The sequence below is a fragment of the Ralstonia mannitolilytica genome (assembly GCF_000954135.1).
In the GTDB taxonomy this organism is placed as follows: Bacteria; Pseudomonadota; Gammaproteobacteria; order Burkholderiales; family Burkholderiaceae; genus Ralstonia; species Ralstonia mannitolilytica.
The window spans coordinates 2,645,289-2,669,132 of sequence record NZ_CP010799.1 but is presented as its reverse complement, the minus strand read 5'-3'; the positions used below and the strand labels follow the sequence as shown (position 1 = coordinate 2,669,132).

General features: G+C 64.7%; 25 protein-coding genes and 1 tRNA gene. 14 read left to right on the top strand and 12 right to left on the bottom strand.

The genetic code is table 11. The annotated features are described in order from the left end of the window. A complete protein-coding gene (locus TK49_RS12635) occupies positions 1-783 on the top strand; it encodes a TIR domain-containing protein (protein ID WP_045787013.1) in 783 nt (260 codons plus the stop codon). A 97-nt stretch (positions 784-880) separates the two neighbouring features. Here the strand turns inward: TK49_RS12635 and TK49_RS12630 are convergent, their stop codons facing one another. The 4 genes from TK49_RS12630 to TK49_RS24185 form a co-directional block, all read right to left on the bottom strand. Continuing rightward, positions 881-1,531 carry a hypothetical protein gene (locus TK49_RS12630; RefSeq protein WP_045787012.1) on the bottom strand — a complete coding sequence of 217 codons (651 nt, stop codon included), beginning with the start codon at positions 1,529-1,531 and terminating at the stop codon, positions 881-883. A 64-nt stretch (positions 1,532-1,595) separates the two neighbouring features. Next, positions 1,596-2,681, bottom strand: coding sequence for a tyrosine-type recombinase/integrase (locus tag TK49_RS12625; RefSeq protein ID WP_045787011.1), 1,086 nt, complete (start codon positions 2,679-2,681; stop codon positions 1,596-1,598). Positions 2,682-2,962: 281 nt separating this feature from the next. Further along, positions 2,963-3,039: transfer RNA gene (locus tag TK49_RS12620), tRNA-Arg, on the bottom strand. Between the two features lie 93 nt (positions 3,040-3,132). Next, positions 3,133-3,333: a hypothetical protein gene (locus TK49_RS24185; RefSeq protein WP_082076316.1), complete on the bottom strand. Its 201-nt coding sequence runs from the start codon at positions 3,331-3,333 to the stop codon at positions 3,133-3,135. 363 nt (positions 3,334-3,696) lie between these two features. Between TK49_RS24185 and TK49_RS12615 the strand changes: the two genes are divergently transcribed. After that, the gene (locus tag TK49_RS12615; RefSeq protein ID WP_045787875.1) at positions 3,697-3,900 is read left to right on the top strand and encodes a hypothetical protein; all 204 of its coding nucleotides are present in this window, start codon (positions 3,697-3,699) and stop codon (positions 3,898-3,900) included. Positions 3,901-3,912: 12 nt separating this feature from the next. Here the strand turns inward: TK49_RS12615 and TK49_RS12610 are convergent, their stop codons facing one another. From TK49_RS12610 to wrbA, 3 genes are read right to left on the bottom strand one after another with little or no spacing between them, the layout of a single operon-like run. Next, positions 3,913-5,325: an FAD-binding oxidoreductase gene (locus tag TK49_RS12610; protein WP_045787010.1), complete on the bottom strand. Its 1,413-nt coding sequence runs from the start codon at positions 5,323-5,325 to the stop codon at positions 3,913-3,915. A 6-nt stretch (positions 5,326-5,331) separates the two neighbouring features. Further along, complete coding sequence (locus TK49_RS12605) at positions 5,332-5,724, bottom strand: DUF2069 domain-containing protein (protein ID WP_045787009.1); 393 nt, start codon at positions 5,722-5,724, stop codon at positions 5,332-5,334. Next, positions 5,721-6,314: an NAD(P)H:quinone oxidoreductase gene (gene wrbA / locus TK49_RS12600; protein WP_045787008.1), complete on the bottom strand. Its 594-nt coding sequence runs from the start codon at positions 6,312-6,314 to the stop codon at positions 5,721-5,723. Before wrbA ends, TK49_RS12605 begins: the two co-directional genes overlap by 4 nt. A 68-nt stretch (positions 6,315-6,382) precedes the next feature. On the opposite strand from wrbA, the gene TK49_RS12595 reads away from it, so the two are divergent. Next, the gene (locus TK49_RS12595; protein ID WP_045787007.1) at positions 6,383-7,699 is read left to right on the top strand and encodes a YihY family inner membrane protein; all 1,317 of its coding nucleotides are present in this window, start codon (positions 6,383-6,385) and stop codon (positions 7,697-7,699) included. Positions 7,700-7,708: 9 nt separating this feature from the next. Here TK49_RS12595 and TK49_RS12590 read toward each other — a convergent pair whose 3' ends face one another. Genes TK49_RS12590 through TK49_RS12580 form a run of 3 tightly spaced genes read right to left on the bottom strand, consistent with a single transcriptional unit; the run spans position 7,709 to position 10,210 of the window. Continuing rightward, positions 7,709-8,026, bottom strand: coding sequence for an Mpo1-like protein (locus TK49_RS12590; protein ID WP_045787006.1), 318 nt, complete (start codon positions 8,024-8,026; stop codon positions 7,709-7,711). Between the two features lie 25 nt (positions 8,027-8,051). Beyond that, on the bottom strand, positions 8,052-8,876 hold the full coding sequence (locus tag TK49_RS12585) for an alpha/beta fold hydrolase (RefSeq protein ID WP_045787005.1): 825 nt from the start codon (positions 8,874-8,876) through the stop codon (positions 8,052-8,054). Continuing rightward, complete coding sequence (locus TK49_RS12580; RefSeq protein WP_045787004.1) at positions 8,876-10,210, bottom strand: O-acetylhomoserine aminocarboxypropyltransferase; 1,335 nt, start codon at positions 10,208-10,210, stop codon at positions 8,876-8,878. Before TK49_RS12580 ends, TK49_RS12585 begins: the two co-directional genes overlap by 1 nt. A gap of 241 nt (positions 10,211-10,451) precedes the next feature. Between TK49_RS12580 and TK49_RS12575 the strand changes: the two genes are divergently transcribed. From TK49_RS12575 to aroC, 4 genes are all read left to right on the top strand, one after another. After that, on the top strand, positions 10,452-10,907 hold the full coding sequence (locus tag TK49_RS12575; protein WP_045787003.1) for a CBS domain-containing protein: 456 nt from the start codon (positions 10,452-10,454) through the stop codon (positions 10,905-10,907). 82 nt (positions 10,908-10,989) lie between these two features. Then, the gene (locus tag TK49_RS12570) at positions 10,990-12,897 is read left to right on the top strand and encodes an MFS transporter (protein ID WP_045787002.1); all 1,908 of its coding nucleotides are present in this window, start codon (positions 10,990-10,992) and stop codon (positions 12,895-12,897) included. Between the two features lie 55 nt (positions 12,898-12,952). Next, positions 12,953-13,369 carry an FKBP-type peptidyl-prolyl cis-trans isomerase gene (locus TK49_RS12565; RefSeq protein WP_045787001.1) on the top strand — a complete coding sequence of 139 codons (417 nt, stop codon included), beginning with the start codon at positions 12,953-12,955 and terminating at the stop codon, positions 13,367-13,369. A 72-nt stretch (positions 13,370-13,441) separates the two neighbouring features. Next, positions 13,442-14,542, top strand: a complete 1,101-nt coding sequence (gene aroC / locus TK49_RS12560) for a chorismate synthase (protein WP_045787000.1) — start codon at positions 13,442-13,444, stop codon at positions 14,540-14,542. 64 nt (positions 14,543-14,606) lie between these two features. Here the strand turns inward: aroC and TK49_RS12555 are convergent, their stop codons facing one another. After that, positions 14,607-16,292 (bottom strand): electron transfer flavoprotein-ubiquinone oxidoreductase, encoded by a 1,686-nt coding sequence (locus TK49_RS12555; RefSeq protein ID WP_045786999.1) that lies wholly within the window; start codon positions 16,290-16,292, stop codon positions 14,607-14,609. 222 nt (positions 16,293-16,514) lie between these two features. On the opposite strand from TK49_RS12555, the gene TK49_RS12550 reads away from it, so the two are divergent. Then, positions 16,515-17,300 carry an SDR family oxidoreductase gene (locus TK49_RS12550; RefSeq protein WP_045787874.1) on the top strand — a complete coding sequence of 262 codons (786 nt, stop codon included), beginning with the start codon at positions 16,515-16,517 and terminating at the stop codon, positions 17,298-17,300. 9 nt (positions 17,301-17,309) lie between these two features. Here the strand turns inward: TK49_RS12550 and TK49_RS12545 are convergent, their stop codons facing one another. Further along, on the bottom strand, positions 17,310-17,855 hold the full coding sequence (locus TK49_RS12545) for a LuxR C-terminal-related transcriptional regulator (protein WP_045786998.1): 546 nt from the start codon (positions 17,853-17,855) through the stop codon (positions 17,310-17,312). A 152-nt stretch (positions 17,856-18,007) separates the two neighbouring features. On the opposite strand from TK49_RS12545, the gene TK49_RS12540 reads away from it, so the two are divergent. From TK49_RS12540 to TK49_RS12515, 6 genes are all read left to right on the top strand, one after another. Beyond that, positions 18,008-18,709, top strand: a complete 702-nt coding sequence (locus TK49_RS12540) for a CoA transferase subunit A (protein ID WP_045786997.1) — start codon at positions 18,008-18,010, stop codon at positions 18,707-18,709. Positions 18,710-18,719: 10 nt separating this feature from the next. Beyond that, positions 18,720-19,355: a 3-oxoacid CoA-transferase subunit B gene (locus TK49_RS12535; protein WP_045786996.1), complete on the top strand. Its 636-nt coding sequence runs from the start codon at positions 18,720-18,722 to the stop codon at positions 19,353-19,355. Positions 19,356-19,368: 13 nt separating this feature from the next. After that, positions 19,369-20,148, top strand: a complete 780-nt coding sequence (locus TK49_RS12530; RefSeq protein WP_045786995.1) for a 3-hydroxybutyrate dehydrogenase — start codon at positions 19,369-19,371, stop codon at positions 20,146-20,148. A gap of 143 nt (positions 20,149-20,291) precedes the next feature. Beyond that, complete coding sequence (locus TK49_RS12525; protein ID WP_045786994.1) at positions 20,292-21,161, top strand: alpha/beta fold hydrolase; 870 nt, start codon at positions 20,292-20,294, stop codon at positions 21,159-21,161. Positions 21,162-21,192: 31 nt separating this feature from the next. After that, positions 21,193-21,561: a RidA family protein gene (locus TK49_RS12520; protein ID WP_045786993.1), complete on the top strand. Its 369-nt coding sequence runs from the start codon at positions 21,193-21,195 to the stop codon at positions 21,559-21,561. Between the two features lie 27 nt (positions 21,562-21,588). Continuing rightward, positions 21,589-23,826: a RelA/SpoT family protein gene (locus TK49_RS12515; protein WP_045786992.1), complete on the top strand. Its 2,238-nt coding sequence runs from the start codon at positions 21,589-21,591 to the stop codon at positions 23,824-23,826. Positions 23,827-23,844 lie beyond the last annotated feature (18 nt).

The window sequence follows — 23,844 nt, the reverse complement described above, 5'->3', positions numbered from 1 at the left end:
ATGAACGTTGCAATGGTGATGGCAAAGCTGTCGGGTGTTCGTAAGGCGCTCGACGCAGTGCTCACTGAAAACGTTTCGCGAAACAGGAGTCAAGGCGAGGTACTGCTTCGCCGCAGCTACCAGCCCGACGTGGTGCAGCACTACTTCACGCATGCACACGAGCTGATAAGCGATCTGCGCCTACTGCTCCCCGATCTGTATGCGGACTTTCAACAGACTGAGGTTGAGCCCAATACCGAAGTCGTGCCCGCAGGGGGCGGGCCGTACATCAAGCACTTCGGGCGACAGCAACTTGAGCGGCTCGCGCGCGACATCGACCAAGTGTTTGAGATTCGTGCGAATACCGAACTGGCTCAGCCTGCGGTGCCCCCGTCGCGCCGCGTGTTCATCACGCATGGCCGAGCTCAGGACTGGCGTGCGGTCCAGGCGTACATAGAGAAGGACGCCAAGCTGCCAACCATCGAGCTAGCGCAGGAGCCAAACTCGGGACAGACGATCATCGAGAAGCTAGAGACCGGTGCGGCGAAGTGCGACAGCGCCGTGATCGTGATGACAGGCGACGATCTCGCGGAAGACGAGGTTCGGGTTCGTGAAAACGTAATGCACGAGATTGGATACTTCCACGGGCGGTACGGCCGCAAGCGCGTGGTTCTGCTGCACGAGGACGGCGTACATGTGCCAACGAACCTAGCGGGCATCGCGTACGTGCCGTTCCCCAAGGGGCAAGTCGACGCTGGACTCCATGTGCTACGCCGTGAGCTTGACACAATGTATGGTCAATAGCTCGGTGCTTCAGTCATGCCGGTTGTGGCGGTCATGGTGAACATGGCCGGCCCGCTGTCCGGCTCGATGAGCCGTATGATGGCCGAAAGTGTAGGCTCTACGGCTTAACAGCGTCTGGCAGTGTGAGTGGATGGCTTGCGAGGCGAAGCTCGTAAGCGGTTCGCGCATCATCGATCTTTTTTATCACGTCTCGCAGCTCTTCGTCTCGGCACCACTCGCCCGGCTTGGGCTCTTCTACAGGCATCCCGGCGTGCTTGCGGAGTCGCCGAGCTAGGTCCGACGTTTGGAGCCCTAGGTCGGCGTAGTCGCGCCTTCTTGCCCAGAAGAACTCGGTGTGATCAGGGTAGTCGTCGTCAAATTCCGCGATGCCCGCGAGCCTGTTTTGTATCTGCTCCTGTTGGTCGGGGAGCCGCAGGATGGGGTACATAAGCTCCTGCGGCAATACCTTCCACTCGACGTCGATGTCCAGTGGTTGAAACACAGGAGGTTTTACTGTTGCTACGTGCTCTTCCTCGTAGCGACCTGCAGGGCGGCCATACTCGGTGCCGTCATCAAGGGCAACATGCAAGCAGCCATTGGCGAACCGATCCAGATGGGACACGACGAGAATCGTAAGGTACGCTGTGTCCTTCTGACGCTTGGACCGGCTGGTCAGCCACTCCTTAATGGCGACGAATGAATTGCCGAGCAGTACCCCACTGATACCGGCTACGGCGGAGATGATGGCTGACGTGTTCCCCGCGTCCATGTTTCCCCCCGTTTGCGTGATCGACTAGATTCAAGTTTGGCACACACACACGGCTGTGCTCTGGTTAGTCGGTCTCGGGTTCAGGGTCCAGCTTGCCGGCCAGCTTGGATGCATCCAGGTGCGTGTACCGCATCAACATCCGGGTGTCCTTGTGCCCGGTGATGGATGCCACCTCTGCGACGTTCAACCCCTTCTCGAAGAGACGGGACGTGGCCTCATGGCGTAAGTCGTGAAAGTGGAAGTTTTTGATGCCAGCACGCTCGCACGAGCGGATGAAGGACCGCTTGACCGCTTCTCCTGTCAGGCCGGGAAACACACGCCTGCGCCGCATACTCTGTGGGGTGATGCTCTCAAGGGTTTCGACTGCTCGGCGAGACAGCGGGACCGCGCGTCCGTGCCCGTTCTTGGTTTGGCCCGTCATCAACCGGATGGTCCGATTGGGCAGGAGCACCCGCTCCCAAGTCAGGGCAACCAGTTCGGACTGGCGCATGCCTGTCTCTAGGGCCAGCTCTACGATCTGGCGCAGGTAGCCTCCACGCGTTTCAGCGATTGCCGCGAAGAGCGCTGCTTCTTCCTTAGTAGAGAGACGGCGATCCCTGGGCGGCGGGTTCTTCGGGCGGCGAATTCCGTTGAGCACGCTTTTGGGAACGGCGACGTCCCACTCCTGGACTGCCAGCTTGAGCACGGCGTTCAACAGGTTTAGGTCGCGGTTGACTGTGCTTCCCGCTACTGTCTTGAGACGCTTATCCCGCCACTCGCGCAGGTCACGCTGGGTCAGCTCTCCAATGCGGATCAGGGCCAGCGGCGTTTTCATCAGGGCGCGGAGCCGTGTCGCCTCCACACTGGCCCCTTTCTTCTTCGGCGTCTCTTCGGCTGCGTAGCGCTTTAGTAGATCAGCCACGACGAGGCGCTGCTCAGGGGTTTCCCCGGGAGCCTTCGTCAGCGGCTCTGGTGGCATCTGTGACGGTGTGGTCGCTTGTTTGGCGGCAGCGATGCGCGAGAGCAACTCCGCCTCGGCTTCGAGCATCCATCGCTCGGCAGCGTCGCGGGTCGGGAATGTCTTTGAAACGGTAGGAAAGCCCTTGCGGCGAATCTTCGCCTGGAATGTGGCAGCGCCCGCGTTGTCGCTGCGCTCCGAGATCGTGCCCATTACCGCCATCCTCTGTGTGTGGGTTGGTGGTACTGGGCGCTTACGTGCCGTTCCTCGGAATGCGCCCGTTGGAGGCGCGAGGCAGATTATGTCACGGACGTTCGCCCCGCTGACGGTGCTGCTCTCTTTGGTGCAGTGAGTTCTCGGAGAGAGCTGCAGACCGGCCTGGGATGGCGGTTTGCAGGTAGTTTCCTTGGTGCACCTATGGCACACTGCGAGCGCAGTTTCCAGAAACCACACCGATGTGGTGATTCTCTAAGCCATTGATTTGCAACGATTCTTGGCCTGCCCAGAGGGATTCGAACCCCCGACCGTCGGCTTAGAAGGCCGATGCTCTATCCAGCTGAGCTATGGGCAGATCTGCATGGGCTGCCCAGACGTGCCAGCGCGGCCTCCGGTCTGGGTTTGCCTGGGAGGCCGCGATTCTAACAGATGGGGTTGGCGCCGCGCGTCAGTGCTGGGGCGGAATTTCCGGAGGGACTTCGCCCGGCGGCAGCTCGATCGGAGGGGTCTTCGGTTCGGGGTCGTGGACAGGGTCGTGCGCGGGCTCGTCGGGCGGCGGCATTTCCGGCGGCGGATGCGGCGGCTGCTCAGACGGCTGCGGTGGCGTGATGTGGGCGCGGCGGGTCGGGTGAGGCAGGGAGGGATGCATGGACGGCTCCATAACAAGGCGAATGGCAGGGTTGCCCCAATCCGGTCCGCAAATGTCGTTCCCACGCATCATCCAAACGGTCATAGGTGGAATGCGTACCCCCCTTTTGGGGGGATTCTTGATACATTTCGTGCCATCGCGTCGTGCTCCAGCATTGCGCGTCTACTCGAAATCCGTGCGACGACGCGGAACGACATGCCGACGCACGCCGACGAGCGTGGCGGATGCTTTGCGGTTTCGATGACCAGACGGGAAACCAAGGGGGAGTCTTGTTTGGCTGCCATGGAGTGATCCATGGGGCTGTTGTGTTTTGCCGGCAACAGGGCCGGCGAAGCCACGGTCTTGGGGCAGGGAGGAAACAACATGAGCACGCGTCATGCACGGCGCCCGGCGGGGGCGCCTCGTAGCACGTATATCCGGAGGGCCCAGGGCGGCCGCATTGGCGGCCGTTCCGGCGGCGCCGATCATCGCCTGCCGCCCACCGGCGTCCCGCGCCTGCTGCTGTGGATGCTGGCCGCCACGATCGCCCTGGCGGTCGTGAACGCCGTCTGGCGGCACTTCAACTGAGGGCGCGGCGCGTTACAGCACCTTTCCGGGGTTCATCAGGCCGCGCGGGTCCAGCGCCTGCTTGATGGCGCGCATGGCGGCCAGTTCGACGGCGCTCTTGTAGCGCGCGTTGTCCTCGCGCTTGAGCTGGCCGATGCCGTGTTCGGCAGAGATGGAGCCGCCGTGCGCGTGCACGCTGTCGTGCACGATGCGGTTGATGCCGCCCTGGTTAGCCAGGAAGGCGTCGTGCGCATGGCCTTCCGGCGGCGACACGTTGTAATGGAGGTTGCCGTCGCCGAGGTGTCCGAACGTCACCATGCGGATGTTCGGATAGGCCTGCGCCAACGCACGGTCCGTCACGTCGATGAAGTCTGCAATGCGCGAGATCGGCACGGCAATGTCGTGCTTGATGTTCTTGCCTTCCTCGGCCTGGGCCAGCGGGATGTGCTCGCGCAGGTTCCAGAAGTCGCGCGACTGGGCGACCGATTCGGCCACCGCCGCGTCGTCGATCACACCGCGCGCGAGCGCTTCTTCCATGAGCGATTCGAATAGCGCGCGGGCGTGCTCTTCGCTTTCGAGGTCGGACAGCTCCAGCAGCACGTATTGCGGATACCGCTGCGGGAACGGCACGCGCAGCTGCGGGTAGTGCTTGTGCACCAGATCCAGGCAGAACGCCGACATCAGCTCGAAGCCCGTCAGCAGCGTGCCCGCATGGCCTTGTGCCAGCGACAGGAACTCCAGCGCCTGACGCGGCGATTGCAGCGCCGCCAGCGCCGTCACCTTGGCGCGCGGTTGCGGAAACAGCTTCAGCATCGCTCCGGTGATGATGCCGAGCGTGCCTTCCGCGCCGATCAGCAAGTCGCGCAGGTCGTAGCCGGTGTTGTCCTTGCGCAGGCCTCGCAGGCCATTCCACAGTTCGCCGTTGGGCAGCACGGCTTCGATGCCGAGGCAGAGCTCGCGGGCGTTGCCGTAGCGCAGGACGGCGGTGCCGCCGGCGTTCGTCGCCAGGTTGCCGCCGATGGTGCAGCTGCCTTCCGCAGCCAGGCTGAGCGGGAACAGGCGCCCGGCATGGGCCGCGGCCTGCTGCACGTTGGCCAGGATGCAGCCGGCATCCACGGTGATGGTGTTGTTGACCGGGTCGACCGCACGCACACGCTGCAGACGCTGTAACGAGATCACCACGGCGTTGCCGGCCATGTCGGGCGTGGCGCCGCCGCACAGGCCTGTGTTGCCGCCTTGCGGAACGATCGGCACGCCGTGTTCGCCGCACAGTCGCACGAGCGCCGCGACTTCGTCCGGGCTGGCAGGACGCAGCACCGCACGCGCGCGGCCGGTGAAACGCTTGCGCCAGTCCGTCAGGTAGGGCGCCTGGTCTTGCGGCGCGGTCAGGACGTGCGCGGTGCCAATCGCATCAACGCAGGCTTGCAGGAACGCATCGTGGGTCATGGCCGATCAGGTTTGTTGGCGCGCGCGGGCCTTGGCGGCGCGCTTGAAGGGGCGCAGGTAGAAGATCGTCGCGCAGAAGAAGACCACGCTGAGCGTCACCTCGCCCCAGGCCAGGGCGCGCGACAGCCCCACGTCGGAAGTGGCGCGCACGATGCCTTCCGTAAAGAACAGCAGGATGAACATCGACGCCCACTGCATCGTGTAGTGGTTCCTGCGCAGCACGCCGGCCAGCGGCCACGCCAGCAGCAGCGCCTTGAGCGCGAGCCACGAGCCGCCGGGCCGCAAGGGGGCGAGCCACAACTCCCACGCAGCGCACAGCAGGATCAGCGCGATGAGGCTGCCCGCGCTGAGCCGTGCCAGGGCTGGAGACTCGACGGCGACAGGGTGGGCGGTGCTCATGCGGCGAGCTTCAGGGCGGTCTGTGCAAGCCGGCGGCCCATGGCCGTGGCCAGCGTGCGTTCGTGCGCGGTGAGCGGCGCGGTGTCGCCGCGATGCGCGACGTGAGACGGGCCGTACGGCGTTCCCCCGGCCTCGGTGGAAAGCAGTTCGCTGTGCTGATACGGCAAGCCGAGCAACACCATGCCATGGTGCAGCAACGGCAGCATCATCGAGAGCAGGGTGGTTTCCTGGCCGCCGTGCATGCTGCCCGTGGAGGTGAACACGCACGCCGGCTTGCCGGCCAGTGCACCCGCCAGCCACTGCGGTGTGGTGCCGTCCAGGAAATACTTCAGCGGTGCGGCCATGTTCCCGAAGCGTGTCGGCGAGCCCAGTGCCAGTCCAACGCATTCCTCCAGGTCGCGGACGTCCACATACGGTGGGCCGTCGTCAGGCACGTCGGGGTGCGTGGCCTCGCAGACGGCGGAGACCGCCGGCACGGTACGCACCCGTGCCTGCGCGCCGTCGACGCTTTCAATGCCTTGCGCGATGGCTTCGGCCAATGCGCGCGTGCTGCCGTGACGGCTGTAATACAGGACCAGGATATCTTTCATGACGAAGCGTTGAGAGCGTCGCGGTATTATAGTTGCGCCCCTTATTCCCGCCTCCCGCCTCATTTTTCATGCTTTTTGACACCCGAGCGCTTCGTCAATGGAATGCCGCCAAGCTGCGTGCGCTGGCGCGTTATGCGCTGCGCCGCGCGGGCGAGGACCGCCTGCCGCAGGTGGCGGGCAGCCTGACATTTACGACGGTGCTGTCGCTCGTACCGATTCTGACGGTGGCGTTTGCGCTGTTCACGGCGTTCCCGATGTTCAAGAGCTTTCGCGCGGACATCGAGGGCTACATGTTCAGCAACCTGGTGCCGGGCAACATCAGCCGTCCGATCCTGATGTACCTGAACCAGTTCTCGTCCAATGCCAAGGGGCTGACGGCGGCGGGCCTGATCGGTCTGGTGGTGACGTCGGTCCTGACGATGCTGACGGTGGAGAACGCGCTCAACGCCATCTGGCGCGTGCGTCAACGGCGGCCGCTGGCGCAGCGCGTGCTGGTGTTCTGGGCACTGATGACCTTCGCGCCCGTGCTGATCGGCGCGAGCCTGTCGGTCAGTTCGTACCTGGTATCGATTTCGGCGGGCTACGTGAACAAGCTGCCGTTCGGGCTGGGCGTGATCGTCGGCGTCATCCCGATTCTGCTGTCGGCGATTGCGTTTGCGATGCTCTACGTATTTGTGCCGAACACCTACGTGGAGCGGCGCGATGCCTTGACGGCAGGCCTCGTTGCAGCCGTCGCGTTCGAGTTTGCAAAGCGGGGCTTCGGGGCCTACGTTGCGCACATCCCCACGTATACAGCTGTGTATGGCGCCTTTGCGGCGTTACCGATCTTCCTGACCTGGATCTACGTCAGCTGGCTCGTCACGCTGCTCGGTGCCACGATCGCCTCGACGCTGCCGATCATCCGCCGGGGCTATTGGCAGCGGCGCACGTTTCCGGGCAGTCAGTTCTTCGACGCGCTGGGCGTCCTGCTGCTGTTGTATCGAGCCCGCGAGCAGGCCCCCCGCACGCTGGCGGAGCGGGATATCGGCCGCCGCCTGCAACTCGAGTCCGACTACCTGACCGATCTGCTGACCCAGCTCAAGGCGCTGCACCTGATCGGCAAGCTGCAGCAGGATCGCGGCGATGCCCACTGGGCCCTGCTGTGCGACGCGCACACGACCACGCTGCGGCCGCTGTATGAAAAGCTGGTGCTGAATCTGCCGCGCTTGCCTCGAACGGCCCTGGCACGCCACCTCGGAGACACCGGGTGGCTGGTCGCTCAACTGCGGAATCCGGCGCTCGATGCCACCCTGCAGAGCGTCTTCACCGCTGGCGAACATGGCGTCGCGGCTGCGGCGCAAGCGGTCGAGGCAGACCAGCCTGCGGCTGCGGCGCTCAGCGCCTGAACCGACGGTTCAGAACGGGATTTTTCCCGTCCACATGTCGCGGTACATCACCCAGTCGCCCACGAGGCTGTAGAGCGGGTGCCGGAAGGTGGCGGGGCGGTTCTTCTCGAAGCCGAAGTGGCCCACCCACGCGAACCCGTAGCCGCTGATGACGGCGCCGAGCAGCCACCACAGGCTGCCGGTCAACACCAGCAACACCAAGCACACCAGCGCCACGGTCGACCCCGCGAAATGCAGGCGCCGGCAGGTGCGGTCCTGGTGTTCGCTGAGGTAGTAGGGGTAGAACTCGGCGAAGCTGCTGAAGCCGTGGGTGTCGGTGGTGGCCATGGTGCGTCTCCTGTGGGTGACGGGGCTACGCGGCGACGGCGTCTCGTTCGCGCGCAAAGGCGATCAGCGCGTCGAGTGTGCCGTCAGGGCATTCTCCCATGATCGCGTGCCCGCCGGGCAGCCCTACCACGCGGCTCCCAGGCAGGCCCGCGGCGACCTGGCGGCCGGCCTTCGCGGGCGTCATCTGGTCTTTTTCGCCGACGATCACGAGGGAAGGGCACTTCACTGCGGCCATGGCTTCCGCGCCACGCGCATAAGCGTTGCAGGCGGCGAAATCCGTGTAGAAGACCGGTGCCTCGGAGCCGCGGGCGACGCGCTCCATCAGCCGCTGGCTGCCGCCATGCATCCAGAAACCCGGCCCCGGCGCAGACGGCTTGTTGGCCAGGCTGGAATGCGACCAGGCATTCACCATGTCGATGGCGCTCGCGGTGTTGTTGCGCGCCGCGTCCAGCAGCGCATCCGACACCTTCATCGGCCATGCCGTGGCCACCAGCGCAATACGGCGCACGCGATCGGCGTATCGCGCAGCGCACTCCAGCGCAATCAGCGAGCCCATGCTGTGCCCGACCACGATCACGGGCTGCGTGACGCCGGCTGCCTGCACGACGGCCATTACCCAGTCGGCCATGGCCTCCACCGTCTGCAGCGGGGCGCCGGTGCTACGCCCGTGGCCTGGCAGGTCCACCGCCAGCACGCTGAAGCCGTGGTGCGCAAACCAGCGCGTCTGCAGTCCCCAGACGGAATGATCGTTCTGCGCACCATGCACGAACACCACGCAGGGCAGTTCGGCGTTGAACGGCTTGCCGCCGGTGTAGGCGTAGGCACGCTGGCCTTGTACGGTGAATTCCATCAGCGGGCTCCGGTCGTGGTGGACGCGGCCTTGCCGGGCGCGGCGGACATCGCGCGCTCGGCGGCCTTGAGACCGCGCTTGAGGTCGTCGATCAGGTCGTCGGCATCTTCCAGGCCGATCGACAGCCGGATCGTGCCCTCGCTGATGCCGGCCCCGGCCAACGCATTTGCGTCCATGCGGAAATGCGTGGTCGACGCCGGATGAATCACCAGCGACCGCGCATCGCCCACGTTGGCCAGGTGCGAGAACAGGCCCAGCGATTCGATGAACTGCTGGCCCGCACGCCGGTCTCCCTTGAGATCGAAGCTGAAGACGGCGCCGCTGCCGCGCGGCAGCAGGCGCTTGGCGAGCGCATGGTCGGGGTGCGATTCGAGCTCCGGGTAGGCGACCGACGCCACCATCGGATGGCTCGCCAGGAAGGCGGCCACGCGGCGTGTGTTCTCCACGTGCCGGGCCATGCGCAACGGCAGCGTTTCAATGCCCTGGAGCAGCTGCCAGGCCGCCATCGGGTTCATGCAGGCACCGAAATCCCGCAGGCCCTCGCGGCGGGCGCGCAGCAGGAAAGGCGCGACGGTGCTTTCCTCGGCGAAGACCATGTCGTGAAAGCCCGCGTACCGCTCGGTCAGTTCGGGATGCTTGCCGGCCGCAACGTAGTCGAAGGTCCCGCCATCCACCAGCACGCCGCCGATGGTCGTGCCATGGCCGCCGAGGAACTTGGTCGCCGAGTGGTAGACGAGGTCGGCTCCGTGTGCGAAGGGCTGCAGCAGCCACGGCGTGGTGAACGTCGAATCGACGAGCAGCGGCACACCCGCGTCATGCGCAATGGAGGCAATGGTCGGGATGTCGAGCACATCGAGCCTCGGGTTGCCGAGCGTCTCGCCAAACAGCAGCCGCGTGTTCGGCCGGATGGCGGCGCGCCAGCCGTCGATGTCGCCAGGCTTGACGAAGGTCGTCTCGATGCCGAAGCGGCGCAGCGTGTAATGCAGCAGGTTGTGCGAGCCGCCGTACAGCGCGGACGAGGCCACGATATGCGAACCCGCACCCATCAGCGTGACGATGGCCAGGTGCAGGGCCGCCTGGCCCGAGGCGGTGGCGATGGCGCCCACGCCGTTCTCGAGCGCCGCCATGCGCTCCTCGAACACGGCCACGGTCGGGTTGGAGATGCGCGAGTAGACGTGGCCCGCGCGTTCCATATTGAACAATGACGCCGCGTGTTCGCTATCGCGGAACACGAACGACGTGCTGAGGTGGATGGGCGTGGCGCGCGCGCCGGTGGCCGGGTCGGGCGCGGCACCAGCGTGCAGGGCCAGCGTGTCGAAGCGGGCTTTGGACATGGATTGAGGCACCCCGAAAGGGAGCGGAAGCAGGTTTGGACGGGGCATGCTAGCACTGCTCCCTGTTGCGGTGCATCTCGGGCAAACGCCGAGCGGGCGCGGTTTTTGACAGGTTTTTTCTGCGCCGCATGCTTGTCGAAGCGCTTCGGTTTGGGCTAGGATCGAAACACAACCATAACCACAACCCGCGCGCGGTCGCCCCCCCGGCAGACCGGCACCCCGATACCCTGGGAGACGCACTATGAAAGTCAGCGACATCCTTCACGTGAAGGGCAACACGCTCTACACCGTGGCACCGGAAACCAAACTCCAGGTGGCCGTGCAGACGATGGCCGAGAAAGACATCGGCTCGCTCGTGGTCATGGAATACGGCGAGCTGGTCGGCATGCTGACCTTCCGCGAAATCATCAAGGTGCTCGCCAGGAACAACGGTACCGTCGGCGACGGCACCACCATCCGCAAGGTGATGGACGACCATCCCGTCACCTGCACCCCCGAAACCGAAGTCAACGAAGTGCGTCGCATCATGCTGGAGCACCATGTGCGCTACCTGCCGGTGCTCGACAGCCGCACGCTCATGGGCGTGATCTCGTTCTACGATGTGGCCAAGGCCGTGCTCGAAGACCAGAGCTTCGAGAACAGGATGCTCAAGGCGTACATTCGCGACTGGCCCGAAGAGAAGGCCAACGAAGACTGACCTGCCGTCTTTTTACTGCACACCGCTGAAACCCGCCCGCCGTTGCGAGCGGGTTTTTTGTTGAACTCCGAATCGTCTGTCGATGAGCCAATCGAGCCAGTTTTCACTGCTGCAGCAGCGTCGTTTTGCACCGTTCTTCTGGACCCAGTTCCTGGGTGCCATGAACGACAACGTCTTCAAGGTCGCGTTTTCCTCGCTGGTGACCTACCACGCCGCCTTGTTCGGCAACGCCGACCCGGCTTCCGCGGCGTTCCTCATTTCAGCCATCTTCATTGCGCCTTTCGTGCTGCTGTCGGCTACCAGCGGGCAGATTGCCGACCGCATGGACAAGGCGCGGCTGATCCGCCTGGTGAAGACGCTGGAAATCGCCATCATGGCGATCGGGTGTGCGGGCTTTGCGCTGCGCCACGTCGAACTGCTGTACCTGTGCACGTTCCTGATGGGCGTGCATTCGACGCTGTTCGGGCCGGTCAAGTACGCGTATCTGCCGCAGCATCTGCAATCGGCCGAACTGGTTGGCGGCAACGGGCTGGTCGAGATGGGCACCTTCGTCGCCATCCTCATCGGCACCATCGGCGGCGGTGAACTCGCCAACTACACGCGCCACGGCGAGCTGGTCGGCCCCCTGCTCACGGGCATCGCCTGCATGGTGATTGCCGTGGCGGGTTGGCTCACCGCGCGCGGCGTGCCGATGTCGCCGGCCTCGCAGCCGGATCTGCGCATCAACTGGAACCCGGTCTCCGAAACCTGGCGCAACCTCAGGCTGGCGAGCAACCAGCGTGCGGTGTTTCTGAGCCTGCTCGGCATCTCGTGGCTGTGGTTTGTCGGGGCGACTTTCCTGACATCGTTCTTTGCGTTTGCGCGCAATGTGCTCGGTGGCGACCAGAACGTCGTGACGCTGCTGCTGGCGGTGTTCTCGGTCGGCATCGGCCTGGGCTCGGTGCTGTGCGAAAAGCTCTCCGGGCGGACGGTCGAGATTGGCCTGGTGCCGTTCGGCTCCATCGGCATGACGGTGTTTGCGGTGGACCTGTATTTCGCCTCGCATGCCGAGGCCCTCGTTGCGCACGATGTGCTGACGGGCATTTCCGGCTTCCTGCAGGACCACCGCCACTGGCGCGTGCTGGCCGACCTGTTCCTCCTGGCGATGTTCGGCGGCTTCTACAGCGTGCCGTTGTATGCGCTGATCCAGAGCCGCTGCGAGCCGACGCACCGCGCCCGCATCATCGCCGCCAACAACATCCTCAATGCGCTGTTCATGATTGCTTCGGCAGTGCTGGCGATGGTGCTCACACGCGCCGGATTCACGATTCCGCAGCTGTTCCTCGTCACGGGCATCCTGAATGCCGTGGTGGCGATCTACATCTACACGCTGGTGCCGGAGTTCCTGATCCGCTTCGTGATGTGGCTGCTGATCCATACCGTCTACCGCGTGAAGGTGGAGGGCGCCGAGCGGATTCCCGATGAAGGGCCGTGTCTACTGGTGTGCAACCACGTGAGTTTCGTCGATGCAGTGGTGGTGGGCGCCTTCGTCCGCCGGCCCGTGCGTTTCGTGATGGACCATCGCATCTTCAAGGTGCCGGTGCTGTCGTGGTTCTTCCGCACCGTCAAGGCGATTCCGATTGCGCCCCAGCACGAAGATCCGCAGATGCTCCAGCGGGCGTACGACAGCATTGCGGCAGCGCTGGCCGAAGGCGAGGTCGTCTGCATTTTCCCCGAGGGCAAGATCACCGCCACGGGCGAAATCAACCCATTCAAGGAAGGCGTGCGCCGCATTGTGGAACGCACGCCGGTGCCGGTGGTGCCCATGGCGCTTCGCGGCCTGTGGGGCAGCTTTTTCTCGCGCAAGGGCGGGGCGGCGATGACGCGCCCATTCCGTCGCGGCATCCTCAATAAGCTGGAACTGTGCATTGGCGCACCGGTGCCGGCGCAGGCGGTATCGCCGGAAGGCCTGCAGCAAGCCGTGCTGGCATTGCGCGGCGAGCGGCGATAGCCGGGGCGCAATTCGCTACACTGCCGGCTCCCTCAATCTCTTTCGTTATCTGCTCATGAAACGCCTTTCCCTGCTCATGTGTGCTTCGTCGCTGGCCCTGGCTTCCGTTGCAGCGCAGGCTGCCGCGCCCGCGTCGAGTGAAACGCTGCCCTCCGGCGTGGTCGTCCAGACGCTGACCAAGGGCACCGGCCCGTCGCCCAAGGCCAGCGATACGGTCAAGGTGCACTACCGAGGCACGCTGACCGACGGCAAGGAGTTCGACAGCTCCTACAAGCGCGGGCAGCCGATCTCGTTTCCCCTGAACCGCGTGATCCCGTGCTGGACCGAAGGCGTGCAAAAGATGCAGGTGGGCGGCAAGGCCAAGCTGACGTGCCCGGCGGCCACGGCCTACGGCGAGCGCGGCGTGCCCGGCACGATTCCGCCCAACGCCACGCTGAACTTCGAGGTCGAGCTGCTGGGCATCGGCGGCTGATCGATCGGCTTACAATATCCGTTTTCCGATGTTTCGCGCCGCGGCAACCGCGGCGCTCTTCCGAGCACGATCATGTCTGGCAATACCCTGGGCCTGCTGTTTTCCGTCACTACCTTCGGCGAGTCGCATGGCCCTGCCATCGGCGCCGTCATCGACGGCTGCCCGCCCGGCATGGCGCTCAGCGCAGAAGACATCCAGCCCGACCTGGACCGCCGCAAGCCCGGCACGTCGCGCCACGTCACCCAGCGCAAGGAAGATGACGTGGTCGAAATTCTGTCCGGCGTGTACGAAGGCAAGACGACCGGCACGCCGATCTGCCTGCTGATCCGCAACACCGACCAGCGCAGCAAGGACTACAGCAACATCGCCGAGACCTTCCGCCCAGGCCACGCCGACTACACCTACTGGCACAAGTACGGCATCCGCGATCCGCGCGGCGGCGGCCGGTCTTCGGCACGGCTGACGGCCCCGGTGGTGGCCGCCGGTGCGGTGGCCAAGAAGTGGATGCGCGAGAAGTTTGGCGTGGAAATCCACGGCTTCATGTCGCAGCTGGGCGATATCCAGATCCCGTTCGTCGACTGGAACGAGGTGCCGAACAACCCGTTCTTCGCACCGAACGCCGACATCATCCCGGAGCTCGAAACGTACATGGATGCGCTGCGCAAGGACGGCGATTCCGTCGGCGCGCGCATTGAGGTTGTGGCGACCGGCGTGCCGGTCGGCTGGGGCGAGCCGCTGTTCGATCGCCTGGACGCCGACATCGCGCACGCCATGATGGGCCTGAACGCCGTGAAGGGCGTCGAGATCGGGGCAGGTTTCCATGCCGTGGCGCAGCGCGGTTCGGAGCACGGTGACGAGCTGACGCCGGACGGTTTCGTCGGCAACAACGCCGGCGGCATCCTCGGCGGGATTTCGACGGGGCAGGACATTTCGGTATCGCTTGCGATCAAGCCGACGTCGAGCATCCGCACGCCGCGTCGCTCGATCGACAAGGCAGGCGATCCCGCCGTGGTCGAGACCTTCGGCCGCCATGATCCGTGCGTCGGCATCCGCGCCACGCCGATCGCCGAAGCGCTGCTGGCGCTGGTGCTCATCGACCACGCGCTGCGCCATCGCGCGCAATGCGGCGATGTGTCGGTCCAGACGCCGGCCATTGCCGCGAAGGCGCCTTGAACCGTTCCGCGCGGGCAACAAAAAAGACGGCTTGAAGCCGTCTTTTTTGTTGGTGCGTCCTTCTTTACATCCCGACGTAGTTCGGGCCGCCACCGCCTTCCGGCGTCACCCACACGATATTCTGCGTCGGGTCCTTGATGTCGCAGGTCTTGCAGTGCACGCAGTTCTGCGCGTTGATCTGCAGGCGCTCCACGCCTTCGTCGTTCTTGACGAACTCGTACACGCCAGCCGGGCAGTAGCGTTGCTCGGGGCCTGCAAACTCCGGCAGGTTGATGCGCGTCGGAACGGTCGGGTCCTTCAGCGTCAGGTGCGCGGGCTGGTTCTCTTCGTGGTTGGTGTTGGAGATGAACACCGACGACAGGCGGTCGAACGTGATCTTGCCGTCCGGTTTCGGATACACGATCTTCTCGCACTCCGAGGCAGGCTTGAGCGACTGGTTGTCCGACTTCGTGCCGTGCAGCGTCCACGGCGGGCTGGCGACGCCGATCTTGGGCAGCAGCCATTGCTCGATGCCGGTCATGATCTTGCCCAGCGTCGGGCTCTTCTTGAACCACAGCTTGAAGTTGCGCGACTGGTCGAGTTCTTCCTTCAGCCAGCTCTTCTCGAACGCGGCCGGGTAGGCCGACAGCTCATCGCCCGAACGGCCGGCGGTCACGGCTTCGAATACGGCGTCGCCGCAGAGCATGCCGCTCTTGATGGCCGCGTGGCTGCCCTTGATGCGTGCGGCATTCAGGTAACCAGCGTCGCAGCCAACCAGCGCGCCGCCCGGGAATACCGTCTTGGGCAGAGCCTGCGGCGTGCCGTTGTTGATGGCGCGAGCGCCGTACCCGATGCGCTTGCCACCTTCGATGTGCGCGCGGATGGCCGGATGGGTCTTCCATCGCTGCATTTCTTCGAACGGGCTCATCCACGGGTTCTTGTAGTCAAGGCCGATGACGAAGCCCAGCGTGACCTTGTTGTCTTCCAGGTGGTACAGGAAGCCGCCGCCGAAGGTATCGTCTTCGATCGGCCAGCCGGCGGTGTGGACGACGAGGCCGGGCTTGGCCTTGGCCGGGTCGATTTCCCAGAGCTCCTTGATGCCGATGGCGAAGGTCTGCGGGTCTTTGCCGGCGTTGAGCTTGAATTTCTCCAGCAGCTGGCGGCCCAGGTGACCGCGCGCGCCCTCGGCGAAGATCGTGTACTTGCCGAGCAGCTCCATGCCCAGCTGGAAGTTCTCGGTCGGCTCGCCGTCTTTGCCGATGCCCATGTTGCCGGTGGCGACGCCGCGCACGGCGCCGTTGTCGTCGTACAGGACTTCAGCGGCGGCAAAGCCGGGGAAGATCTCCACGCCGAGCGCCTCGGCCTGCGTTGCCATCCACTTGACCACGTTCGACAGCGAGATCACGTAGCAGCCATCGTTGTGGAAGTTGCGCGGCACGAGCCAATCGGGCGTACGCTTGGCGTCGGTTTCGCTCAGGAAGAGCACGTCGTCGCCCGTGACCGGCTGGTTCAGCGGGGCGCCATCGGCTTTCCAGTTGGGCAGCAGTTCGGTGATGGCACGTGGGTCCATCACGGCGCCCGACAGGATGTGGGCACCCGGCTCCGAACCCTTTTCCAGCACGACGACGGACACATCCTTGCCCGTCCCGGCGGCCAGTTGCTTGATGCGGATCGCGGTCGCCAGGCCGGCAGGGCCGCCGCCGACGATCACGACGTCATACTCCATGGACTCTCGCGGGCCGTATTGTTCGAGGAGCTGCTGCTGGTTCATAGGTGTCTCTTCGCTGCTTGGGGACAGTTAGGGGCGTTTGCTTATTGGTATGACGGATTGCTGCATTAGAATTTTCCGCATTGTCCGGGAGGCGCCCGGATGCGGCAAGAGAAATTTCTGAACGATCGTTCGATTTTTGCTAAGCTGCGCGCAAATCACATTGCCGGCCCGCCGATTCATCAGGTCCGGCGCATGCAAACCAACAGACGGGGATCACGCATCATGGGTTTGTCGATCAATCTGGAAGGCAAGGTTGCGCTGATCACCGGCGCGTCGAGTGGCCTGGGAGCGCGCTTTGCGCACACGCTAGCCGCAGCCGGCGCCAAGGTCGTGCTGGCGTCGCGCCGCGTGGAGCGGTTGAAGGAGCTGCGCGCCGACATCGAATCCAAGGGCGGCAGCGCCCACGTCGTCCGCCTGGACGTGACGGATCCGGACAGTATCCGCGCGGCCATTGCACACGCCGAGACCGAAGCCGGCACGATCGACATCCTCGTCAACAATTCGGGCGTTTCGACCACGCAGCGGATGGTGGACGTGACGCCCGACGATTTCGATTTCATCTTCGACACCAACACGCGCGGCGCCTTCTTCGTGGCGCAGGAAACGGCCAAGCGCATGATCGCGCGGGCCAAGGGAGCGGAGAAGAACGGCTCGCCGCTGCCGCAATCGCGCATCGTCAACATCGCCTCCGTGGCGGGGCTGAAGGTGCTGTCGCAGATCGGTGTGTACTGCATGAGCAAGGCCGCCGTGGTCCACATGACCCGCGCCATGGCGCTGGAGTGGGGCCGCTACGGCATCAACACCAACGCCATCTGCCCGGGCTATATCGATACCGAGATCAACCATCACCACTGGGAAACCGAGGCCGGGCAGAAGCTCGTGCAGATGCTGCCGCGCAAGCGCGTTGGCAAGCCGGAAGACCTGGATGGGCTGATTCTGCTGCTGGCGTCCGACCAGTCTGACTTCATCAACGGCGCCGTCATCAACGCGGACGACGGCATGGTCTGAGCGGCCCGCTCAGTGCCCCATCAGCCGCTGCACGAGCTCCAGCGACGTGTTGGCGGCGTACTTCTTCATCAGGCGCGCGCGGTAGATTTCCACCGTGCGCGGGCTGATCTCCAGCTGCTTGCCGATCTGCTTGCTGGTTTTCCCTTCCACCAGCTGCGCGGCGATGTCGCGTTCGCGTGGCGTCAGGGCCGCGGTGACGGGGCGGTGCGAGGAAAGATCCTCGAAGGTCCAGATGCCTTCGCCCAGCGGCTTGGCGCGATCGAGCGCGCGGCCCGTGACGTGGCACCAGAACAGCTCGCCGTTGGCGCGCTTCATGATGCGCTCGTCTGAATAGCTGCCGCGCGCGTTCATGACCGGGATGATGCGCGCGCCGGTGCGCTCGTATTCATCGTGTGTCGGATAGAGCAGCTCAAACGATTGCCCGATCATCGCCGTGCGCGCGTGGCCGAAGATGCGCGCGGCCTCGTCGTTGACATCGAGCATGACGCGCTCGCGGGACATCACCATGCCCACCGGGGCAAGCTGGAATGCAGTCTGATAGTCGAGAGCGGGCATATGTATTCGTACGTATTGCTGCGTCGCGCGACGCTTGCGTATTCTCGCCAGATTGTATCGTTACTATTTTCCGGCGCTGCATCGCACAAACCCCAACTGGGCGATCGGTCAAAACCCTGCCGGATGTGTTGGACCACCAAGGAGAAGCACGCATGAACAAAATCTTCGCCAGCGCCAATGAGGCGCTCGCGGGCGTCGTCAAGGACGGCCAGACCATCGCCGTGGGCGGCTTCGGCCTGTGCGGCATTCCGGAAGCGCTGATCGCCGCGCTGCGCGACTCGGGCGTCAAGAATCTGACCTGCATCTCGAACAACGCGGGCGTCGATGGTTTTGGCCTCGGCCTGCTGCTGGAAACCCGCCAGATCAAGAAAATGATTTCGTCCTACGTGGGCGAGAACAAGGAGTTCGAGCGCCAGTACCTGGCCGGTGAACTCGAGCTCGAATTCACGCCGCAGGGGACGCTGGCCGAAAAGTTGCGCGCTGGCGGTGCGGGCATCCCGGCGTTCTTTACCAAGACCGGTGTCGGCACGATCGTGGCCGAGGGCAAGGAGCTGCGCGAGTTCGACGGCGAGACCTACGTCATGGAGCGCTCGCTCGTGCCGGATGTGTCGCTGGTCAAGGCGGCCGTGGCCGACAAGTCCGGCAATCTGCGCTTCAACCTGACCGCACGCAACTTCAACCCCGCTGCGGCCACGGCCGGCAAGATCTGCATCGTCGAAGTTGAAAAGATCGTGGAATTGGGCGAGCTTGCGCCGGACGACATCCACCTGCCTGGCATCTACGTGCACCGCATCGTGCTGAATGCCACGCCCGAGAAGCGCATCGAGAAGCGCACCATCCGCGCAGCCAACTAAGGAGACCGACATGGCCTGGACCCAAGACCAAATGGCGGCACGCGCTGCCCAGGAACTGCAAGACGGCTTCTACGTGAACCTCGGCATCGGCATCCCGACGCTGGTTGCCAACCATACCGGCGACAAGGAAGTCTGGCTGCAGAGCGAAAACGGCATGCTCGGCATCGGTCCGTTCCCCACCGAAGACGAAGTCGACGCCGACCTCATCAACGCCGGCAAGCAGACCGTGACCACGCTGCCCGGCAGCGCCATCTTCGGCAGCGACCAGAGCTTTGCGATGATCCGCGGCGGCAAGATCAATCTGTCGATTCTCGGCGCGATGCAGGTCAGCGAAACGGGTGATCTCGCCAACTGGATGATCCCGGGCAAGATGGTCAAGGGCATGGGCGGCGCGATGGACCTCGTGGCGGGTGTCAAGCGCGTGATCGTGCTAATGGAGCACACCGCCAAGAAGAAGGACGGCACCGAAGACCTGAAGATCCTGCCCAAGTGCACCTTGCCGCTGACCGGCGTGGGCGTGGTCGATCGCATCATTACGGACCTGGGCGTCATCGACGTGACGGAGCAGGGCCTGCGCCTGGTGGAAACCGCGCCGGGCGTGTCGCGCGAAGAGATCCAGGCCAAGACCGGCGTGAACCTGCTGTAATCCGGAGACCACGATGCTGCAAGGAAAAACCGCCCTCGTCACGGGCTCGACCAGCGGGATCGGCCTGGGCATCGCCTGCGCGCTGGCCGCGCAGGGTGCCAACATCATCATGAACGGCTTTGGCGATGTGGAAGCGCCCAAGGCCCAGATCGCGTCTGCAGGCAAGAACGCCATCCGCATCGGCTATCACGGCGCCGACATGAGCAAGCCGGCCGAGATCGAAGCGATGTTCGCCTATGCCGAAGCCGAGTTCGGCGGCGTGGACATCCTGGTCAACAACGCCGGCATCCAGTACGTGGCCAACGTGGAGGATTTCCCGGTCGAGCGCTGGGACGCCATCATCGCCATCAACCTGAGCTCGGCGTTCCACACCACACGGCTGGCCATCCCGGGCATGAAGCGCAAGAACTGGGGGCGCATCATCAACATCGCTTCGGCGCATGGCCTGGTGGCGTCGGCGCAGAAGTCTGCATACGTGGCGGCCAAGCACGGCATTGTCGGCTTGACCAAGTCGGTGGCGTTGGAGACGGCCCAGACCGGCATCACCTCCAACGCGATCTGCCCGGGCTGGGTGCTGACACCGCTGGTGCAGAAGCAGATCGACGCGCGTGCAGAGAAGGAGGGCATCCCTGCGCTGCAGGCCAAGAAGGAGCTGCTGATGGAAAAGCAGCCCTCGGGCGAGTTCGTCACGCCCGACCAGCTCGGCGCGCTGGCGGTGTTCCTCTGCAGCGACGCGGCCGAACAGGTGCGCGGCGTGGCCTGGAACATGGATGGCGGCTGGGTCGCGCAATAAGCGTTCCGGTGCGTTCAAGAAGCCTCGCCGCGGCGAGGCTTTTTTGTTGCCCGCGACCGCATGCGCTGTTGCGCCGCCGCATGCTCGCCGGGCCGCGTACAATCGGGCCTTGTTCTCCAGCCGTTCATGTGTAGGAGTTGTCCATGGCCGTTTTGCCGCGCCTTGCTTTCGTGCAGTGCCTGAGCCCGTCTGGCTTGCACCGGATGGCGTATCACGAGTGGGGCGACCAGCAGAATCCGCGCGTGCTGGTGTGCGTGCACGGCCTGACGCGCACCGGCCGCGATTTCGACGTGCTGGCGCGGGCGCTGTGCAACGACTATCGCGTCATCTGCCCCGACGTGGTGGGGCGCGGGCGTTCCGATTGGCTGGCTGATCCCAAAGGCTACGTGCTGCCGCAGTACGTATCCGACATGGTGACGTTGCTGGCGCGGCTCAATGTCGAATCGGTTGACTGGTTCGGCACGTCGATGGGCGGGCTGATCGGCATGGGCCTCGCGGGCCTGCCGAACTCGCCGATCCGCAAGCTGCTTCTGAACGATGTGGGGCCGCGTGTGACCGAGTCGTCGTTGGCGCGCATTGGCGACTACCTTGGTCTGAACGTCCGCTTCAAGACGTTCGACGAAGGGCTGGCGTATCTGAAGACCATCAGCGCGTCGTTCGGGCCGCACTCGCCGGAGCAATGGCGCGAACTCAATGCCGCGATTCTCAAGCCACAGGGCGGCGAATGGATCCTGCACTACGATCCGCGCCTGGCCGAGGCGTTCAAGAGCACGACGCCCGAGATGATCGCCGCCGGCGAGGCCATGCTGTGGAAGCTGTTCGAGGCGATTCCGGGTGACGTGATGGTCGTGCGCGGCGCGCAGTCCGACCTGCTCACGCGCGAAACCGTCGAAGCCATGATGCAGCGCGGAAAGCACGTGAACACGGTGGAGATTCCCGACGTCGGGCATGCGCCCACCTTCATCCAGCCGGACCAGGTGGCGATCGCCCGCAAGTTCTTCCTCGGTCAATGACCGTTTGTCTGAACCCGATTCGATTTGCAAGATGAGCACTGAACTGAAGCGTTACAACGTCGAGCATCGCTATTCCGACGCCGCGGTTTTCAACGGCGTCGTCTATGTGGCCGGCCAGGTGCCGGAGACCACGCTGGACGCCGGCATCGCTGAGCAGACGGCCGAGGTGCTCGCCATCATCGACCGCGTGCTGGCCGCCAATGGCAGCGACAAGACACGCATCCTGATGTGCCAGATCTTCCTGAAGGACATCACCGAGATTGGCGAGATGAATAAGGTGTGGGACCAGTGGGTCGCCGCCGATTCCAAGAATTCGCCGCCGCGCGCCACGGTGCAGGCCGCGCTGGCCAACCCGAAGTACCGCATCGAAATCGTCGTGACGGCTGCACAGAAGACCTGAGCCCGTCGCGTCACAGCAGGACGCATCATGGAGAACAAGACCGACCGGCCGGCCGAGGCGGCCGGGCAGGTGGCAACCTCGGCGGCAGAACAGGTTGCACGGGCGATCGAATACCTGGCGGCCAACGCGGGCGATCATGTGACGCTCACCGGCGAGCCGCTGGAGTCGCACGCGCGCGGCACCATTGCCGTACTCGAGGCGCTGCGTGTCGATACGCCGTCGCTGCAGGCGGCCGCGCTGTTCCTGTTGCCCACACTGGCCGTGGACGGCGAAAAAACGCTCGAGCCCGCATTCGGCGCCGAGGTGGCCAAGCTCGTGCACGATGTGCGGCAGTTGCTGCGCATCGGCGCAATCGCGGGCGTCGCCAGTCCCAACGATGCCAGCATCACGCGCAAGAATGAAGCCGAAGCGCGCCGGGCGCAGGTCGAGGCGCTGCGCAAGATGTTGCTCGCGTTTGCGCAGGACATCCGCGTGGTGCTGATCCGGCTGGCGTCGCGGCTGCAGTCGTTGCGCTGGCTGGCGCAGAACAAGCGCCCCGCGCCCGACGGCATGGCACGCGAGACGCTCGACGTCTACGCGCCGCTGGCCAACCGCCTCGGCATCTGGCAACTCAAGTGGGAGCTCGAAGACCTCGGCTTCCGCTTTGAAGACCCCGACACCTACAAGCGCATCGCGCGGCTGCTCGATGAAAAGCGCATCGAGCGCGAGAAGTTCATTGGCGAGGCCATTGCGAAGTTGCAGAAGACACTGCACGACGCCGGCATCCAGGCCGAGGTGAGCGGCCGGCCCAAGCACATCTACAGCATCTGGAAGAAGATGCGCGGCAAGGAGCTCGACTTTGCCGACCTGTACGACGTGCGCGCGTTTCGCGTGATCGTCGACGACATCAAGGAGTGCTACACGGTGCTCGGCTTCGTGCACCACATGTGGCAGCCGATCCCGAAGGAGTTCGATGACTACATCTCGCGCCCGAAGGCCAACGGCTACATGTCGCTGCACACGGTCGTGATCGGCGACGACGGCCGCGCGCTGGAGGTACAGATCCGCACGCGCGAGATGCATCACTTTGCGGAGTACGGCGTCGCCGCGCACTGGCGTTACAAGGAGGCCGGCAGCAAGGGCTACACCGGCCAGTTCTCGGCGAGCGAGCGCTACGACGAGAAGATCGCCTGGCTGCGCCAGCTCCTCGCCTGGAAGGATGATGCCGAGCACACCGTCGCGCATGAAGACTCTCCGTGGGAGCAGCTCAAGCACACCGAGCTGGACGACCACATCTACGTGCTGACGCCGCAGGCCCGCGTCATCGCCTTGCCGCAAGGCGCGACGCCGGTCGACTTTGCGTATTACCTGCACAGCGATCTGGGCCATCGTTGCCGGGGCGCGCGCGTCGATGGCGCCATGGTGCCGCTGAACACGCCGCTCAAGAACGGGCAGACGGTGGAGATCGTCACCGTCAAGCAGGGCGGGCCGTCACGTGACTGGCTCAACCCCGAGCTGCGCTATCTGGTGAGCAGCCGCGCCAAGACGAAGGTGCGCGCCTGGTTCAATGCGCTCGAGCTGGAAGAGACGCTGGCGCAGGGCCGCGCACTCATCGACAAGACGCTCCAGCGCGAAGGCAAGACGGCGGTCAACCTGGAGGACCTCGCGGCCAAGCTCGGCTTCAAGTCGCCGGATGACCTGTACGCCGTTGTCGCCAAGGACGAGCTGAGCCTGCGCCGCGTCGAGGCCGTCCTGCGCTCCGACGGCGCGCCGCCGCCTCTGCCGGTGGACGATGAGGCGTCGATCACCAAGAAGAGCAAGGCCACCAGCGTCGCGCGCGGCGCCAAGAGCGGGGTGCTCGTTGTTGGCGTGGATTCGCTGCTCACGCAGATGTCGCGCTGCTGCAAGCCCGCGCCGCCGGACCCGATCGTCGGGTTTGTCACGCGCGGGCGGGGCGTGTCGATCCACCGGCAGAGCTGTGCGACGTTCCAGCAGCTCGCCGCACGCGCGCCGGGGCGGGTGATCCAGACCGAGTGGGGCCAGCGCAGCGATTCGGTGTACCCGATCGATATCCACGTGGAGGCGCTGGACCGCCAGGGGCTGTTGCGCGATATCTCGGAAATCCTCTCGCGCGAGAAGATCAACGTGACAGGCGTGCGCACGCTCTCGAGCAAGGGCGTTGCCAAGATGCAGTTCACGGCCGAGGTGGCGGAGGCCACACAACTGCAGCGCGCCCTCACATTAATCGAGGAAGTTACGGGGGTATTGTCAGCGCGGCGAAAGTGATGGTATAGTTTCGTCTTT